Genomic DNA, 16,633 nt, shown 5'->3' on the forward strand with positions numbered 1-16,633 from the left:
CGAAATGCGTGCTCATGATCCTGGTCCTCTCGTTAGAATCCGCAGCTCGTCACCCCCGGCCGCGCCATCCGATTGTACTCCAGCCCATGAACGCTTCTGCCGCAGTTCCGCGGCGTGAATTACTGACTGGCATGATGCTGGCGGCCGCCGGCGCCATCGCGTTTTCCTGCAAAGCCATCATCGTCAAGCTGGCTTATCGCTACAACGTCGATGCAGTGACAACGATCATGTACCGCATGTTGTTCGCGATGCCGCTGTTTCTGACGCTGGCATGGTGGGCGGGGCGGGGCAAGCCGGCGTTGACCGCACGGGACTGGCGCACACTGACCGGTCTCGGGTTTTGTGGCTATTACCTGGCGAGCTTTTTAGATTTCGCGGGCTTGCAGTACATCAGCGCCAATCTGGAACGGCTGATTCTTTATCTGAATCCCACCATCGTGTTGCTGGCGGGCAAGCTGCTGTTCAAGACGACGGTTACGCGCCGGCAATGGCTGGCGCTGAGCGTCAGTTATATGGGTGTGCTGCTCGTGTTCGGCCACGACGTGCAAACCGGCCCGGACATCGCGCTCGGCGCGCTGCTGGTGTTTGGCAGCGCCGTCAGCTACGCCATTTATTTGGTATACAGCGGCGAGGCGGTGCGACGCCTCGGCGCATTACGCGTCACGGGAATCGCGACCAGCATCGCCTGCGTGCTGTGTATCGCGCAGTTCTTTATTCTGAAGCCGGCCTCGGCCATGTTCGTGGCGGCGCCGGTGGTGTGGCTGTCGGTGCTCAATGCGGTTCTTTGCACCTTCGTGCCGGTGTTGATCACCATGATGGCGCTGGAGCGCATCGGCGCGGGTCTCACGGCGCAGATCGGCATGATCGGGCCCATGTCGACGGTGGCGCTGAGCGTGCTGATCCTGCATGAGCCGTTCAATGCCTGGATCGCCGCCGGAACCGCACTGGTCGTGACGGGTGTCGGGCTGCTGGCCCGGGGGCATGGAAAGCCCACTCGCTGACCCCTCTATTTTTTTGGCATTCGTGACAGAGCGGAAATTGCGCCGTGCATCGGCGGCGGGGCCGAACTCTCTATAATGCGCGCTTCGCCTCGAATGCATCGGAGCCTGCGTGCAGTCCATCATCTCGGTCAACAACCTGGTCAAGACCTACGCGTCGGGGTTCCAGGCCCTGAAGGGCGTGGACCTCGAGATCCGCCGCGGTGAAATCTTTGCACTGCTCGGGCCGAACGGGGCCGGCAAGACCACGCTGATCAGCATCATCTGCGGCATCGTCAACGCCACCTCCGGCACCGTCACCGCCGATGGCCACGACATCCGCAAAGACTTCCGGGCCGCGCGCTCCAAGATCGGTCTGGTGCCGCAAGAGCTCACCAGCGATGCGTTCGAAAGCGTCTGGGCCACGGTGAATTTCAGTCGCGGGCTGTTCGGCAAACCACCCAATCCCGCTTATCTGGAAAAGGTGCTGAAGGATCTGTCGCTGTGGGACAAGAAGGACAGCACCATTCTCGCCTTGTCGGGCGGCATGAAACGTCGCGTGATGATCGCGAAGGCGCTATCGCACGAGCCTCAGATTCTGTTTCTGGACGAGCCCACCGCCGGCGTCGACGTCGAGCTGCGACGTGACATGTGGGAGATGGTGCGGGCCCTGCGCGCCAGCGGCGTCACCATCATTCTCACCACGCACTACATCGAAGAGGCCGAAGAGATGGCCGACCGCATCGGCGTCATCAGCAAAGGCGAGATCATCCTGGTCGAAGACAAGAGCGTGCTGATGCGCAAGCTCGGCCGCAAACAATTGACGCTGCATTTGCAGACGCCGCTGCATCAGGTGCCGTCGCAGCTCGCGAACCGGCAGCTGGAGCTGTCGGCGGACGGCACGGAGCTCATCTACACCTTCGATACGCAGGCCGACGCCACCGGCATCGCCAGCCTGTTGCGACAGCTGAACGAGCTCGGCATCGACTTCAAAGACCTGCATACCAGCGAAAGCTCGCTGGAAGAAATTTTCGTCAGCCTGGTGCACAAACGATGAACACGTACGGTATCAGCGCCATTTACCGTTTCGAGCTGGCCCGCTGGTTTCGCACGCTGGTGCAGAGCCTGCTGTCGCCGGTGATTTCCACCTCGCTATATTTCGTCGTGTTCGGAGCCGCTATCGGCTCGCGCATGGCGGAGATCGAAGGCGTGAGCTATGGCGCGTTCATCGTGCCCGGCTTGATCATGCTGTCGGTGCTCACCGAGAGTATTTCCAACGCGTCCTTCGGCATTTATATGCCGCGCTACTCGGGCACGATCTACGAAGTGCTGTCGGCGCCGATCTCGGCGATGGAAATCGTCATCGGCTATGTGGGCGCGGCGGCGACCAAGTCCATGATGCTCGGCCTGGTGATTCTGGCGACGGCGCGGCTGTTCGTGCCTTTCAGCATCGAGCATCCGTTGTGGATGGTGTCGTTCCTGGTGCTCACCTCGCTCACCTTCAGTCTGTTCGGTTTCATCATCGGCGTGTGGGCGAGCGGCTGGGAGAAACTGCAGATCGTACCCATCATGGTGGTCACGCCGCTGGCGTTCCTCGGCGGCAGTTTCTACTCCATCAGCATGCTGCCGCCGTTCTGGCAGAAGGTCGCGCTGTTCAATCCGGTGGTGTATCTGATCAGCGGCTTCCGCTGGAGTTTCTACGGCGTGTCCGACGTGGCCGTGGGCTTGAGTCTGTTCATGACCTTGCTGTTCATGACCGCGTGCCTGATCGTGATCTGGTGGATTTTCAAAACGGGCTATCGACTGAAGAACTAACCCATGCTTACCCGAACTCGTCGCGCCACCGCGCAGGATGCGAAAACGCTCGCCGTGCTCGCGGAAAAAACGTTTCGCGATACTTACACGCGCTTCAACACGCCTGAGAACATGCAGGCGCACTGTGAGAAATCGTTCGGCGAACCCATTCAGCGGGCGGAGATCGAGGACCCGCGTCGTGAAAGCTGGATCGTCGAGCGAGACGGCCAGCTCGTCGCTTTCGCGCAGTTGATTCTCGACGCGCCTTGCCCTTCCATGGAAGATGCTCGCGGTATCGAGATCCTTCGCTTCTACGTCGACGCGAGTCTTCACGGCACCGGTCTCGCCTACCGCCTCATGGACGACCTCGTCGCGCGCGCTACCGAGTTGGGCGCTGGTGTGTTGTGGCTGGGCGTGTGGGACGGCAATCCTCGCGCCATCGCTTTCTATCAGAAATGCAGTTTCAACCACGTCGCCGACAAAACCTTCAAGCTCGGCGACGAAGTGCAGCGTGATTTTGTCATGAGCCGCGGCCTGCGCTGATCGGCATGGCCGAGCTCGCTTACACCGTGCGCCCCGCCCGTCCGGATGAAGCGCGGCTGCTCAGCGATCTGGCGCTCAGATCCAAAGCCCATTGGGGCTACTCCGCAGAGTTCCTCGCCGCGGTTCGGAATGAGCTGAGTTATCGCGTCGAACAGATCGAGTCGGCCGACATGAGCTTCACGGTACTGGAGGTCGATGGCGCGCCGGTGGGCTTCTATGCATTGAAGCTGCTGACGGCGACGGAGGTCGAGCTCGACTCGCTGTTCGTCGAGCCTCACTTCATCGGCCGCGGTCTGGGCAGGAAATTGATCGAACATGCGAAGCTGGCGGCCACTGGACTCGGCGCTCGGCGGATGATCATCCAGGGCGATCCGAACGCGACCGCGTTTTATGTCGCCGCTGGCGGCGTACTCACCGGGACTCGAGAGTCGGGGAGCATTCCCGGGCGGCTGCTTCCAACCTTTGCCATCGAGCTCGCGTCGGAGTGAAATTCTGACCGTTACACTGGAGCTGTGTGAATGACCGCGCCCACTCTGTCCCGCCGTGCCTTGTTGATCGCCAGCGGCGCCGCCGCGATGACGCTGCCGATGCGCTGGGCGCAGGCCGCGAGTTGGAAAGGCTATCGGGACTCGATCGTGATCGACGGACTGGGCGGGCCAGGAAGCATCACGGCCGAGCCGGGCCAGCCGCTCACCGATGCGCACTTGAAGGATGTGCGCGATAGCGGATTGGCGGCGGTGCTCGTGACCGTCGGCGCGGTCGGCACGATGACTCAGGATGAAGCATTCAAAGAAGCGGTCCGGAGCATGCTCGATATGGATCGCGAGATCGCGCGACACCCAGATACCTTCGCCAGCGTGCGCAAAGCGGCGGATATCGCAGCGGCCAAGAAAGCCAAACGCACGGGATTGATTTACGGCGTGCAGGACGGCGTCGCGTTCGAGAGCGATCTCGACCTGCTGGAAGATTTGCATCAACTCGGGCTGCGCGTGGTGCAGCCAACCTACAATCGTCGCAATCTGCTCGGCGACGGCTGCATGGAGCCGGCCAATGCGGGCTTGAGCCGCACCGGTGTCGAAGCCATCGAACGTCTCAACTCGCTCAACATTCTGGTCGATCTGAGCCACTGCGGCCGGCAGACGTCGGCGGACGCAATCAAAGCTTCGAAACAACCCGTCGCATTCACCCATACCGGCTGCGCGGCTGTGATCGAGCATCCGCGTCATCGCACGGATGAAGAGCTGCGCGCCGTCGCAGATAAAGGCGGCGTGTCGGGTGTGTTCTTCATGCCCTATTTGAGCGGCGGCAAGCAGCCGACCGCCGCGGACGTGATCCGACATCTCGATCACATGATCAATGTCGCCGGCGAAGATCATGTCTCCATCGGCACCGACGGCACCATTTCGCCGGCGGTGCTCGATCAGAAATATAAAGACACCTTCGCCGACACCACTCGTCGCCGCAAGGAAGCCGGCATCGCCGCGCCCGGCGAGACCGAGGACGGTTATCTGTTCGCCAACGACCTCAACACGCCGCGCCGGCTGGAAACATTGGGACAGATGCTCGCCGACCGAGGCCACAGCGCCACACGCATCGAGAAGATCCTCGGCCGCAATCTGCTGCGCGTGTTCTCCGAAGTGTGGCGGGGCTGAGTTACAGCCCGAACAGCACGCTGAGCGAGGCTTGATCCAGGCGACTTTCGCCCATGATGTCGTTCGACTTCAGGTCGTCGGTGCGCTGGTATTCGAGCCTCGCCGTCCAGCGCGGCAGGAACGCCCATTGCACACCCGCGCCGGCGGAGACGACCTCGTCGCTGTAATCGCGTGCGATCTGCCGGGCGTTCGACGCCGTGCCAACAGCGAGGGACGTTCTCGACTCGACTTCCTGTGAGGCAAAGAACACCCCGCCGCGGACGAACACTTCCCAACTCGTAGTGAGCGGCAGCGAGCCCAGCAACGAGACTGCCGGGCCGCGCGAACGCACGCGGTAGTTGAGGTTGAGCTGGGTGGCTGGAAACGAACCTGTTGCGGGGCTTGAATACCGTTCGGTGAGCGAGGCCTCGCCGGCATCGACGTAGGCCAACTCCGCCGCGAAATATTCGTTGACGCGATAGCCCAGCGCGAAATTCCAGCCGACGTCGACCTCGTCGGCGGAAATGTCACCTTCCAGCGGGACGGCGCCGTAGACAGGGCCGCCACAACAGGGCACCGGGCCCGGCGGAAACGGGCTCGGATTGAAACCGCCGTCCGGCGGCGTCAGCACGGAGATCGGAAGCGGCGCGACGCCTGCCTCCTGATCCAATCGCTGTTCGCTGCGACCGGCGGCGGCGCCGACATAGAACCCTGGATCGGCGGCTTCACTGATTTCACAACTCAGCGAAATAACAAACATCGCCGACACGGCCGCACATCGGAACCTTCGATCCATTTGTTTGCTCCCTGACATCGTACGATTGCACCCGCCGAGGTGGCGCAATCGTACGTCAGGTTCAGATCGATGTGCGTCGTTATTTTACTTTGTTTATCTACTGGGCTGGACCGCCTTCCGTTTCCGCGGGCTTGTTCCAAGGCGGACCGGAGAACTCGGTCTCGATGATCACATTCACCGCATCGCTCACGCCGAACTTCGAGCCGGGCGAGGGAATGCCGTAAGTGATGCCGAAGTCAGAGCGATTGAGCACGCCGGTGGCGGAGAAACCGATGCGCGCGTTCGGGTCCATGGGATGGCCCGCGTAGCCGCCGTTGAACTTCGCTTCCAACACCATGGGCTTCGTGACACCCCGCAGAGTCAATTCACCGTTGATACGCATCGTGCGCGCGCCCGTGGGCTCGACGCTGACGGAGCGGAATGTGATTTCCGGAAACTTCGCGGCGTTCAACCATCCCTCGCCCAGCAGCTCGGCGTTGAAATCCACTTTGGCCACATCGGGATAGTCCGTCTCCAGCGACTTCGCATCCACGGCCACCGTGACGCTGGACGCCGCGAGGTTGTTCGGATCGAACTGCAGTTGCGCCGTCGCCTTCTTGAAACGCGCCGTGTAATTGGAAAAGCCCAGGTGATCGACGCGGAACAGGACGCTGGTATGCGACTGATCGATCGTGTACGCCCCCGCCGGCACATCCACCGGCTCCTCCGCCGGTGCGGGCACCGGTGCAGGCGCCGCCGCCTGCGTGGCAGGCTCCTTCGCCGCTTCCTGCTTCGGCGCGCACCCGGCCAAGGCCGCAAACAAACCCAATACGAGCAATCTGTTCATCGATCGTCCCTCGCTTGTAAGCCCCAATGGTTGCTTGAAAGACGCCCCAGCGACCGCCTGGCCGACAGCGGGGGTGCGCTTTTTTTTATTATCGACTGTGCCGCCGCCCCGCCGGGCAACTGCCGCTTGGCGACCGCCCCCGACCCGGCGGATGATCGGCCACATGCAGCCCACAGCCATCAATTTCCAAGACAAATTCGCGCGCTTCAGCGAGCCCTGGAGCCCCAAGGTGATCGCCGAAATGAACGACTACCAGTTCAAACTGGTCCGTCTGCGCGGCGAATTCGTCTGGCACCAGCACGCCGATACCGACGAAGTCTTCATCGTCATCGAAGGCGAAATGATCCTTCGCTTCCGCGACCGTGAAATCCCCCTCCGCGCCGGCGAGCTCTACGTCGTCCCCAAAGGCGTCGAGCACCAGCCCTACGCCCCCGCCGAATGCAAAGTCCTGCTGGTCGAACCCAAAGGCGTCGTCAACACCGGCAACGCCGGCGGTGCCCACACCGCCCAGAACGACGTCTGGATTTAGCATTCAGGCGCCACGGGCCCGCCTGCCTCCAAAACCGCCAGGGCCGCGAAGAGCCACGCGAAAGAGCAGGAAAGGTGGGGTCTCATGATCAGGCATGCGTTGCTGGCTTCTGCCCTGTTGTTGACTGGCTGCGCCTCGCACGAGGGGCGGCCGAGCAATGCGCGGATCGGGTCGGTGGGGCCGGTGGATGTGACGGTGACCCGGGATTTCGTCTACACCCCGGCGGGCTGGCCGCAGGAGCTCAAGGCGGACTTGTATAAACCGGCGGGCAACGGGCCGTTTCCTGGGGTGATCATGATCCATGGCGGCGGCTGGGAAGGCCGGTCGCGGGAGGACATGAACGAGATTTCCCAGCGGGTGGCCGAGCGCGGTTACGTCGTATTGAACATGTCTTACCGCTTCGCCCCGCAGTGGCATTTCCCCGCGCAGCTCCAGGACGTGCAGCAGGCAGTGCTCTGGCTGCGCGCGCATGCTTCCGATTTGAACGTGCTGAAGAACCGCATCGGCACCTGGGGTTACTCGGCCGGCGCCCACCTTGCGGCATTGGCCGGCGTCACCAGCCCGGACGATAAGTGGTTCGTGGAAGGCACGCGCGTGCAGGCCGTCGTGGCTGGCGGCACCCCCGTGGATATCCGTTATTACAAGAGCGGCGAGCTGACCAACGGCCTGACTGGCGTGTCTTACGATGAAAACCCCGGACTGTGGCGCGAAGCCTCGCCGCTGGCGCTGGTGAGCAAGGACGATCCGCCAATGTTCCTGTATCACGGCACCTTCGACATCACCGTGGGCGACAACAACGCCCATGCCATGTACGACGCGCTGAACGCCAACGGCATCCCCGCCGAGCTGTACCTGATGCGCGGCCTGGAGCATCTGAGCACGTTCATGGTCGACCGCCCCGTGGACAACGGTATCGACTTCCTCGACCTGTACCTGCGCCAGGCCCGCCCGAAGCTGACCGAACGAAAGGCGGAGGCCACCCTCATCCGACGCTGAACTGGACTACGAACTGGGCTACCATCGCGCCCATGTCCGGGCGCAGAACAAGCATCAACGACGTCGCCAAGGCCGCCGGCGTCGCGATTAAAACAGTGTCGCGGGTTCTCAATAACGAACCCAACGTTCGCGAAGAAACCCGCGCGCAGGTGCTCGCCGCCGTCAAACGGCTGAACTATCACCCGAGCCTGTCCGCCCGCAGCCTAGCCAGCCGCCGCTCCTATCTGGTCGGGCTGGTCTATGACAACCCCAGCGCCAACTACACCATCGAGGTCCAGCGCGGCGCCCTGGCGCGCTGTCGTGAAGCCAAGTTCCTGCTGTTGTTGCATGAAGTGGCCGGCCGCACCGAAGAGGTGATGCAGGACATCCTGACCTTCGCCAACCAGACCCACCTGGACGGCCTGATCGTCGCCCCGCCGTTGAGCGAATCCGCGGAACTGATCCGCGCACTCGACGCCCAGGCGCTGCCGTTCGTGCGCATCGCTCCGAACGAAATCAAACATCGCTCGCCCTACGTGGACATCGATGACGAAGCGGCGGCCCGCGAAATGACGGAGTACCTGATCGGCCTCGGCCATCGCAGCATCGGTTTCATCATCGGCCGCCCCGGCCACTTCGCCAGCGGCGAGCGGCTGCGCGGTTACAAAGCCGCCCTGAAGAATCACAAGATTCCGTATGTGCCGGAGTATGTGCGCCAGGGCGATTTCCTGTTCGATTCCGGCCTGGAAATGACGCGTCAGTTACTGGCGTTACCAAAACGGCCGACGGCGATTTTCGCGGGCAACGACGACATGGCCGCCGGCGCGCTCATGGCGGCCCACGAAATGGGTGTCGCCGTTCCCTCGCAATTGTCGGTCGCAGGCTTCGACGATGCAGCCATCGCACGCACTGTATGGCCGCCGCTGACGACCATCTGCCAGCCGACCTATCAATTGGCCTATCGCGCGGCCGACCTGCTGCTGGAAATGTTGTTATCCGGCAATGCGCCCAAGCCGGCGCGGCTGGCGCATACCCTGGTGCGCCGGGATTCCACGGCGGTGGCGCCCAATGCGAGAGTCAAATAAGGCCCCAGCTTTGGGTCAAACGTCCACGGAATCATGGATTGCATTCGATGCGGAGCCGCCAGGGCGCTAAATTGCTGACGATGCTCGCGCTCGGCGCGACATCCGGCATTTGGTCCGCGCACGCTCAGGAAGGCGCGCCGCTCGCCGATCCGCTGCCCCAGCTCACGCCCGATCGAGTCTATGCGCTGGATCTCTCGATGGAGAGCATCCTGCAGAACTTCGGCATTCCGGGGCTGGCGATCGGCATCGTTGAAAATGGCGAGGCCGTGTACATCCGCGGCTTCGGGGTGCGCGACACCATGACCGACGAGCCGGTCAATGCACACACGCTGTTTCATGTCGCATCCATCACCAAAACGCTGACCGCCACGGCGGTCATGCAACTGGCGGAACGCGGCGAACTGGGACTCGGCGATTCGATCGCCGACTCTCCCGTGACCGTCATGCAGTTGCTGACGAGCGAGGACGCTGCTTTCAATGCCCTCGGGGCAATCATCGAAGCCGCCTCCCGACAAAAGTATCTGCAGTACATGCAGTCGCACGTGCTGAAACCGGCAGGCATGGTTGAGAGCACGTTCGGCATACCTCTGGTGAACGTCAACGTCGCCTGGCCTCACGTCGGCCGCGTCTTCGTACGTCGCGCGGCACGCTATCCGTGGGACGAAGCTTCCCTGCCGAGCACGGGGCTCTCGGCGAGCATCGCCGATATCACTCGCTGGGCGGCGCTGCACGTGAGTCGCGATCCTTCGCTGCTCGAAACCGCCTCGTACGAAACGATGATCGAACATCAGCGCGACGGCGAGCGTGAAGGCACGGCCGCGGCGCTGGGATGGCAACTGGAACGTCGTGACGACGACTGGCTGCCACACCATGCTGTGAGGACCCACGGCTTTTCCGCGCTGCTGACGCTATATCCAAAACAGCGGCGTGCGATCGTCATCCTGTCTAACGGTGAGACCACGCCCGGCAGAGAGATTCGCGGCGTGATCGAGTCGGTGCTGGCGGGCCAGGACTATGTGGCCCCCAAGCCTTCGCTGTTACTGCGCAGGGACTTTCAATGGGCCTTCGGCGGATTATTGGGAATGTCGCTGCTGCTGCTCGCGGTCACCGTGCACTATCGCCGCCGCCAGCCGGCCTGAATGTTTTATTTCAGCGCCGCGCAGCGAGACGCGACGCATAGCATGCGAGTCGCCGTCATCTCCAATGCCTCGACGTGCGTCTTCAGATAATCGATCTCCCGCTCCAGACCGGCGTGCACCTCCAAGGCTTCGTGCAGGGGCTCCGCCTGCTCCATGAAGAAACGCGTGAGCTCCCGGTCATCGAAGCGCAGCAGGGAGATTGCAGTCCGCGCGACGGCGCCGCGCGCCTGCTCCCAAGAGGGTCCGAACTTGTCTGGATCGATCAGGACCGGTGCGAACGTCATCGCCGCCCACTGCTCGGCAGTGGCGAAAAGAGCATCGTCATCAGCCATCGCCGTCCTCCTGCAAGAGGGATCGGGTCAGGCCGGGGGTTTACCCTTGCGCCGGGACGTCAATGGCGCGCGCCGATATCCTCGGGCGCGCGCCATCGAGTCTCACCCTGCGCGACTCAAGGAGTGACCGACTGGACGATCGGATCGAGGAACGGCGCCAGCACCGCGTAGTCGCCATTCCAGTCGTCATCGTTCCACACACGCGAGCCCAACGAAGAACCGGGAGCGGCTTGGGTGCCTGCGCGCACCGCCACGATATCCAGACTTGGGATCACGACGATCAGACTATCGCCCAAGCCCCAGGCCCAATACGCATCGCGCGGCACGTTCGGCAGCTGGCCGTTCGCATTGGTCCACCACAACACGCCATAGTTGGTGGTGGCCATCGGGAAATTCGTCGGATCCGGATTGGCTAGCGCAGCGTTCGCTGCCGGCGGCGTGCGCACGGTGTCCACGAACGATTCCGACAGGATGCGTTGATCGTTGGCCCACACGCCCTTGCGAAGGAACAACAGGCCCACGCGCGCCATCGCATTGGCGTTGGCGAAGATGCCGGACGCGAGCTCGCGGTTGTGTATCGGTTTACCCGTCTGATCTCGCAGCTGGTTGTCGCGCCAGTGCAGGTCCGACAGCGATCCACCGCCCGCGGGACCGGAGGAGTAGTTCAGGCCGATCGCGCTCCACACACGCGTTCCCAACAGCGGAGACAGGTCCTGACTGAGTTGGGCCGTGAGCAATTCGGCCAGCCAGTTCAAGCCCGCATCCGAATAGAACCAGGTCGTGCCGGGCTGATAAAGCTGATCGACGTAGCCACCCGGCTTGGCGAAGCCCGCCGTGTGAGTGGCCAGGTGCAGGATCGTAATCTGCGACAGATAATCGGGCCGATTGGCCGTGGGATTGCCGACGTTCGGCAACCGGCTCTGCGCGAGATCGCTCAGCGCGACATTGCCGCCATCGATCGCCAGCCCGAGCGCGATGCCGCCGATCGATTTGGTGGTCGACTTCATGTCGTAGCGCGCATCGATGTCGCCCCACGAACGCACGATGCGGCCACGACGCACGATCATGCCGGCATTGTCGGCCGGATTGACGGTGCCGCTGGTCGACGCGTATGTCGCCGCTTGATCGAGCAGCGCCTGGCTCATGCCAACATCCGCCGCCGCGTTGACTCGCGCCCAACCATGATCTTGAGTATCGTCCGCGACGTCCGAAGCTGGATACACCGCTGGATTCACAGTGACAGCGACGGTGTCAGTACCGCTCGCGGTGCCATCGCTTACCGATAACGTCAGTACATAGCTGCCGGCGGATGGGAATGTCACACTCGTGGCCGCGGCATTCGCCGAACCGAAGGTGACGCCGCTGGGGCCGCTGGTCGCACTCCACGTATAGGTGAGTGTCGAGGTGGTTGAATCGTCGGTCGCCGAGCCCGTCAACTGAGCGGTGGCGACTGGCCACTCGATTGTTTGATCGGTGCCGGCTTGCACCGTCGGAGGAGCATTAGTGCCGCCACCTCCTCCACCTCCGCCTCCTCCGCCTCCTCCGCCACCTCCGCCGCCTCCACCACCATCGTCACCGCCGCCACCACCGCCGCCGCACGCGGCCACGGCTAACACTGACGCGACGCTGATCGCTACCAGGCGGCAGCGGCGAAAAAATTCTGAACGAGAGTTAGCTGGCTCTCGCGACATGACGCGCATTCGTATCCCCTCGCATGGTTCTCGCGCTGTAGTTGGTGCGCGATGCAAACAACGCTTCCCGTCTCGGAAAGGTCCGAGCCCCCGTAAGAAAAACGACCGGGGAAAGATATGCAGCTCGCGTGCCGATCGCGAAAAACGCTTTGTTACGCGCGCACGGAATGTTTCTATTGTATTTTCTGCAACGAACATGGCTGCGCTTGGTAATGTTTGCGATACCAGCCGCAAATCGCAAACAGAAAAAGCCCAAGCCGGCGTCGCGACCGGTCAGAAGCAATGCGATCGAACTACGGGGAGACCCCAGCTGTGAGGGGGTTAACACTTGTCGATAACGGCAATGCGTAGGCTCGTCCTTCGTGTTCGACACCCGTCGCCGGTTGGGCCAGCAGCCTCATGATCCGACGCTTACGCACTCGCATCATCGTCTTCGTCGTCGCGCTCCTGGCGGTAGTTCAGGTCGTTGCCTATGCCGTCGTCAGTTCCGCCAACTCGATCAACGCGCGAGAAAAAATCGACGCGGAGCTGGCGGTGGGCGAGCGCGTCTTCGCGCGCTTGCTGGAACAGAATCGCGAGCGACTGACGCAAACCGCGCGCGTAATGGCGGCGGACTACGCACTGCGTGAAGCCATCGCCAGCGACGATCAAGACACCATCGCCTCCGTACTGACCAATCACGGTCGACGCATCAGGGCCGACATGACTTTGCTGGTGTCGCTGGATCACCGCGTGATCGCCGACGCCGGCGACCGACGCGGCCGCGCCTTCGAATTCCCTCAATTGATCGAGCGAGCCGCGGACGAAGGCGGCGCTTCGTCCATCGAGATCGTCAACGGCCGCGCTTATCAGCTCGCGGTCGTGCCCGTGCTGGCGCCCTCGCCCATGGCCTGGATTGCCGTCGGTTACGTGATCGACGACAAAGTGGTCTCGGAGCTGCAGCAACTCACCTCGCTGCAAGTGTCTTTCCTCGATCGACACGAACGCGATGCTCAGTGGCGAGTGCTTGCATCGACTTTGGGAACATCCGCGACTGCACTGGCCGCCGAACTGCCCGCTCTGCCCAGTGCAGCGCTGGTTCATTCCATCGGCTCGGACGATGACGAGCAACAACTGCGCGTGATTACATTCGAGGAGCATGGCGACCGTGCTGTTGTGGCAGTGCTGCAGCGTTCGGTAGCCACGGCGGTGGCTGCGTTCAATCAGCTGCAACGAACGTTGGCCGCGCTCGGCGTGATCAGCACGCTTCTGTCGATCGGCGGCGCGGTGGCGATTGCCCTGAGCATCACACGACCCATCACTCAGCTCACCAAAGCCGCTGCGCGCATTCAGGACGGCGACTACTCGAAACCCGTGCAGCTGTCGCGCTCCGATGAGATCGGCGCACTCGCCCACAGTCTCAACCACATGCGCGAAGGTATCGCGGAGCGCGAGAAAGAGATTCTGCGACTCGCTTACCGCGACACGCTCACCTCCTTGCCCAATCGCGCGCTGTTTCACGACCGACTCGAGCACGCCATCGAAAACGCGAATCGCACTGGCCGGACGCTGAGTGTCCTGATCATGGATCTGGACCGCTTCAAGTACGTCAACGATTCGCTCGGTCACGGCGTGGGCGATCACGTCTTGCGCGAAGTCGCGCTGCGCTTGAGCGGGCTGCTGCGCCAAGCGGATACGATCGCGCGGCTCGGCGGCGACGAGTTCGCGATCCTGCTGGAGAACGTGGACGAGCGCTATGTGACCAAGGTGGCGCTAAAGATTCAGCATGCGCTGGAGCAGCCCATTCGCTACGAGGATCAGCCGCTCGACGTCGGCAGCAGCATCGGCATCGCCCACTTCCCCGAGCACGGCGAGAACAGCAGCAAGCTGCTGCGCAACGCCGACATCGCGATGTATGTGGCCAAACGGAACAAGAGCGGCCACGCCGTTTATGACGCGAGTTACGACACTCACCAACAGCAGCATCTGTCGTTGCTCAGCGAGATCCGTCAGGCGTTGGAAGGTAAGCAGCTGCGGGTGTACTACCAGCCAAAGATCGGGCTCGGGTCTTCCATGATCGAGGGCGTCGAGGCCCTGTTGCGTTGGGAACATCCGCGACGCGGCTTCGTGCCGCCGGGGGATTTCATTCCGTTCGCCGAGCACACCGGCTACATCAAGACGCTGACTCGCTGGGTGCTGGAACAAGCCATTCAACAATGCGAGCAGTGGCGCGCCCAGGGCCTGTCGCTACGGGTGTCAGTGAACATCTCGGCGCGTGACCTGCTCAACCGCGAGCTGCCGGATCTGATCGAGAAACTGCTGGACCGTTACGGCACGCCGGCATGGCTGCTGTGCCTGGAAATCACCGAGAGCGGTTTCATGGAAGATCCAGCTCATTCGCAGCGGGTGCTGGAACGCCTGCACGATCTGGGCGTGCAGTTGTCGATCGACGACTACGGCACGGGTTATTCCTCGCTCAGCTACATCGCCCGGCTGCCGGTACAGGAGTTGAAGATCGACCGCTCGTTCATCAAGCAGATGAACGACGCGACGACGGCGACCATCGTGCGGTCCACCATCGATCTGGGCCACAGCCTGGGATTGAAGGTGGTCGCCGAAGGTGTGGAGGACGAGGTGGATCTGCGAACCCTGCGCCTGTTCGGATGCGATCAGGCGCAGGGGTATTTCATGAGCCGGCCGATCCCGGCCAAGGAATTAGAAGAATGGCTGCGCCACTCTCCCTGGGGAACGACGCCCAAGCGCGTCATGTCCCCGGAAGAGACTTCCAGCAAGATCACGGTGCTTCGCACCGGATCCTTGCGCAAGATTTAGCGCCGTGCTGTCAATGGCTCAGCTTGATCGCCAAGTCCACCGCCCACTGCCAGCGCGAGATCGACCGTGTTCAGCAGCGCGTCGCGCTGAGCCGCGACCAGATCGATCTGGGCCTGATATAGCCCGCGACGAACGTCCAGCAGCTCCAGATAAGCGATGTCGCCCTGCGCGTAACGCAACTCGGCCAACTCCGTGGCGCGCGACAGCGCCGCCACCTGTTGGTCGTTCGCTTCGCGCACGCCGGCGATGAGCGACTGTCCCTGCAAAGTATCTAGCACTTCGCGAAAGGCTTGTTGCACGGTACGCGCGTATTCGGCCTTGCGCTGCTCTCTCAAAGCTTCGGCGCGAGAAACATTCGCTCGCAGCCGGCCGCCCTGAAAGATGGGTTGCAGAATGCCGCCAGTCGCGGACCACGCTTTCGCCGGCCCCGTGAACAGATCGTCCAACTCCGGGCTCACCGAGCCCAACGCGCCCGTGATGCTGATGCTAGGAAACAGCTGAGCGCGCGCGACGCCGATGTCCGCCGCTGACGCATTGAGCGCCGCTTCGGCCGCGCCGATATCCGGACGTTGTTCCATCACTGACGACGGCAACGCGGCCGGCAATTGCACCGGCGCCGGCAAGCTCACGCCCTGCACGGTGATGGCCTCGTCGACCAGCGCCTTGGGCGAGCGACCCAACAGCACGCCAAGCGCGTTAGTGAGCTGGACCACTTGTAGTTCGAGCTGTCGCGTGGAAACGCGCGTCGCCGCGGCATCCGCTTCGGCGCGCTTGAACGTGAACTCGTCGCTTTCACCCGAATCGAAGCGCAGCTTTTCCAGGTCCTGCGCTTCCTCGCGTGACTTCAACGTATCGCGCCCTCGCGCCAACTGCTCGGCGGCCGCAATCAGCGAGAAATAAACGCGGGTCACTTCACCAGTGAGGCTGAGCTTTGTGGCTTCACGTCCATACTCGCTCTCCAACAACTGCGCACGCGCGGACTCGGACGCACGCTGATACTTGCCCCACAGATCGAGCTCATACGCGACCGTGCCCTGCACCGTGTATAGAGTCTGGTGCGTCTGGAAGCCGGGAATGTCTCCGAAGCCCTGCTGCGCCAACGACGCTTCGCTTTGCTTGGAGCGCGTGACGTCGCCTTCCAGATTCACGGTCGGCAGCCGATCCGCGTTGGTGATGCGCAGAAACGAGCGCGCCTCCATCACGCGGGCCGCGGCGATCTGCGCATCGGGATTGTGTTTCAACGCCTCCACGATGAGCTCGTTCAGCCTGGCGTCGCCAAACAACGTCCACCACGGATTCGGCAGCGGCGTAGCCGCCGCCGGTTGTGCCGTCGGTGAAGTCAGCGTCGGCAACGCGTCCGGCAACGGCATTTCCGGCTTTTGCGGATCCACTTTCGTAACAAAGCAGCCGCCGAGGACGGCGGCAATCGCCGCCGTCAACGTCACCCGGGCCGTGGTTCTTATTACTTGCTTGTTCATTCGCTCAGCACTCATCAATTCGACTC

General features: G+C 62.6%; 16 protein-coding genes. 11 read left to right on the forward strand and 5 right to left on the reverse strand.

Translation table 11 applies throughout. The features are described 5' to 3' along the window. The first annotated feature begins 86 nt into the window (after positions 1 to 86). From VGD45_RS04025 to VGD45_RS04050, 6 genes are all read left to right on the forward strand, one after another. A complete protein-coding gene (locus VGD45_RS04025; RefSeq protein ID WP_331153979.1) occupies positions 87 to 1,001 on the forward strand; it encodes a DMT family transporter in 915 nt (304 codons plus the stop codon). A 109-nt stretch (positions 1,002 to 1,110) separates the two neighbouring features. Continuing rightward, the gene (locus VGD45_RS04030) at positions 1,111 to 2,034 is read left to right on the forward strand and encodes an ABC transporter ATP-binding protein (protein WP_331153980.1); all 924 of its coding nucleotides are present in this window, start codon (positions 1,111 to 1,113) and stop codon (positions 2,032 to 2,034) included. Beyond that, a complete protein-coding gene (locus VGD45_RS04035; RefSeq protein ID WP_331153981.1) occupies positions 2,031 to 2,792 on the forward strand; it encodes an ABC transporter permease in 762 nt (253 codons plus the stop codon). Before VGD45_RS04030 ends, VGD45_RS04035 begins: the two co-directional genes overlap by 4 nt. 3 nt (positions 2,793 to 2,795) lie before the next feature. Beyond that, positions 2,796 to 3,314 carry a GNAT family N-acetyltransferase gene (locus tag VGD45_RS04040; protein ID WP_331153982.1) on the forward strand — a complete coding sequence of 173 codons (519 nt, stop codon included), beginning with the start codon at positions 2,796 to 2,798 and terminating at the stop codon, positions 3,312 to 3,314. Positions 3,315 to 3,319: 5 nt separating this feature from the next. After that, positions 3,320 to 3,802, forward strand: a complete 483-nt coding sequence (locus VGD45_RS04045; protein WP_331153983.1) for a GNAT family N-acetyltransferase — start codon at positions 3,320 to 3,322, stop codon at positions 3,800 to 3,802. Positions 3,803 to 3,832: 30 nt separating this feature from the next. Next, the gene (locus VGD45_RS04050; RefSeq protein ID WP_331153984.1) at positions 3,833 to 4,966 is read left to right on the forward strand and encodes a dipeptidase; all 1,134 of its coding nucleotides are present in this window, start codon (positions 3,833 to 3,835) and stop codon (positions 4,964 to 4,966) included. 1 nt (position 4,967) lies between these two features. Here VGD45_RS04050 and VGD45_RS04055 read toward each other — a convergent pair whose 3' ends face one another. Together VGD45_RS04055 and VGD45_RS04060 are read right to left on the reverse strand one after the other, a co-directional pair. Further along, positions 4,968 to 5,741 (reverse strand): outer membrane beta-barrel protein, encoded by a 774-nt coding sequence (locus VGD45_RS04055; protein ID WP_331153985.1) that lies wholly within the window; start codon positions 5,739 to 5,741, stop codon positions 4,968 to 4,970. A 97-nt stretch (positions 5,742 to 5,838) separates the two neighbouring features. Continuing rightward, positions 5,839 to 6,567, reverse strand: coding sequence for a YceI family protein (locus tag VGD45_RS04060; RefSeq protein WP_331153986.1), 729 nt, complete (start codon positions 6,565 to 6,567; stop codon positions 5,839 to 5,841). A gap of 163 nt (positions 6,568 to 6,730) precedes the next feature. Between VGD45_RS04060 and VGD45_RS04065 the strand changes: the two genes are divergently transcribed. The 4 genes from VGD45_RS04065 to VGD45_RS04080 all read left to right on the forward strand — a co-directional run bounded on the left by VGD45_RS04065 (position 6,731) and on the right by VGD45_RS04080 (position 10,295). Continuing rightward, complete coding sequence (locus tag VGD45_RS04065; RefSeq protein ID WP_331153987.1) at positions 6,731 to 7,096, forward strand: cupin domain-containing protein; 366 nt, start codon at positions 6,731 to 6,733, stop codon at positions 7,094 to 7,096. A gap of 84 nt (positions 7,097 to 7,180) precedes the next feature. Then, entirely contained in the window at positions 7,181 to 8,092 is a 912-nt protein-coding gene (locus VGD45_RS04070; protein WP_331153988.1) for an alpha/beta hydrolase, read from the forward strand. Positions 8,093 to 8,124: 32 nt separating this feature from the next. Next, positions 8,125 to 9,156 carry a LacI family DNA-binding transcriptional regulator gene (locus VGD45_RS04075; protein WP_331153989.1) on the forward strand — a complete coding sequence of 344 codons (1,032 nt, stop codon included), beginning with the start codon at positions 8,125 to 8,127 and terminating at the stop codon, positions 9,154 to 9,156. 47 nt (positions 9,157 to 9,203) lie between these two features. Further along, positions 9,204 to 10,295, forward strand: coding sequence for a serine hydrolase domain-containing protein (locus VGD45_RS04080; RefSeq protein ID WP_331153990.1), 1,092 nt, complete (start codon positions 9,204 to 9,206; stop codon positions 10,293 to 10,295). Between the two features lie 5 nt (positions 10,296 to 10,300). Here VGD45_RS04080 and VGD45_RS04085 read toward each other — a convergent pair whose 3' ends face one another. Continuing rightward, the gene (locus tag VGD45_RS04085; RefSeq protein ID WP_331153991.1) at positions 10,301 to 10,627 is read right to left on the reverse strand and encodes a hypothetical protein; all 327 of its coding nucleotides are present in this window, start codon (positions 10,625 to 10,627) and stop codon (positions 10,301 to 10,303) included. A 116-nt stretch (positions 10,628 to 10,743) separates the two neighbouring features. Next, the gene (locus tag VGD45_RS04090; RefSeq protein ID WP_331153992.1) at positions 10,744 to 12,516 is read right to left on the reverse strand and encodes a serine hydrolase domain-containing protein; all 1,773 of its coding nucleotides are present in this window, start codon (positions 12,514 to 12,516) and stop codon (positions 10,744 to 10,746) included. A 201-nt stretch (positions 12,517 to 12,717) separates the two neighbouring features. Between VGD45_RS04090 and VGD45_RS04095 the strand changes: the two genes are divergently transcribed. Next, on the forward strand, positions 12,718 to 15,129 hold the full coding sequence (locus VGD45_RS04095) for a putative bifunctional diguanylate cyclase/phosphodiesterase (RefSeq protein ID WP_331153993.1): 2,412 nt from the start codon (positions 12,718 to 12,720) through the stop codon (positions 15,127 to 15,129). Here VGD45_RS04095 and VGD45_RS04100 read toward each other — a convergent pair. Continuing rightward, positions 15,126 to 16,622 (reverse strand): efflux transporter outer membrane subunit, encoded by a 1,497-nt coding sequence (locus tag VGD45_RS04100; RefSeq protein ID WP_331153994.1) that lies wholly within the window; start codon positions 16,620 to 16,622, stop codon positions 15,126 to 15,128. The genes VGD45_RS04095 and VGD45_RS04100 overlap by 4 nt on opposite strands. Positions 16,623 to 16,633 lie beyond the last annotated feature (11 nt).

Source organism: Steroidobacter sp. (assembly GCF_036402275.1).
Taxonomy (GTDB): Bacteria; Pseudomonadota; Gammaproteobacteria; order Steroidobacterales; family Steroidobacteraceae; genus Steroidobacter.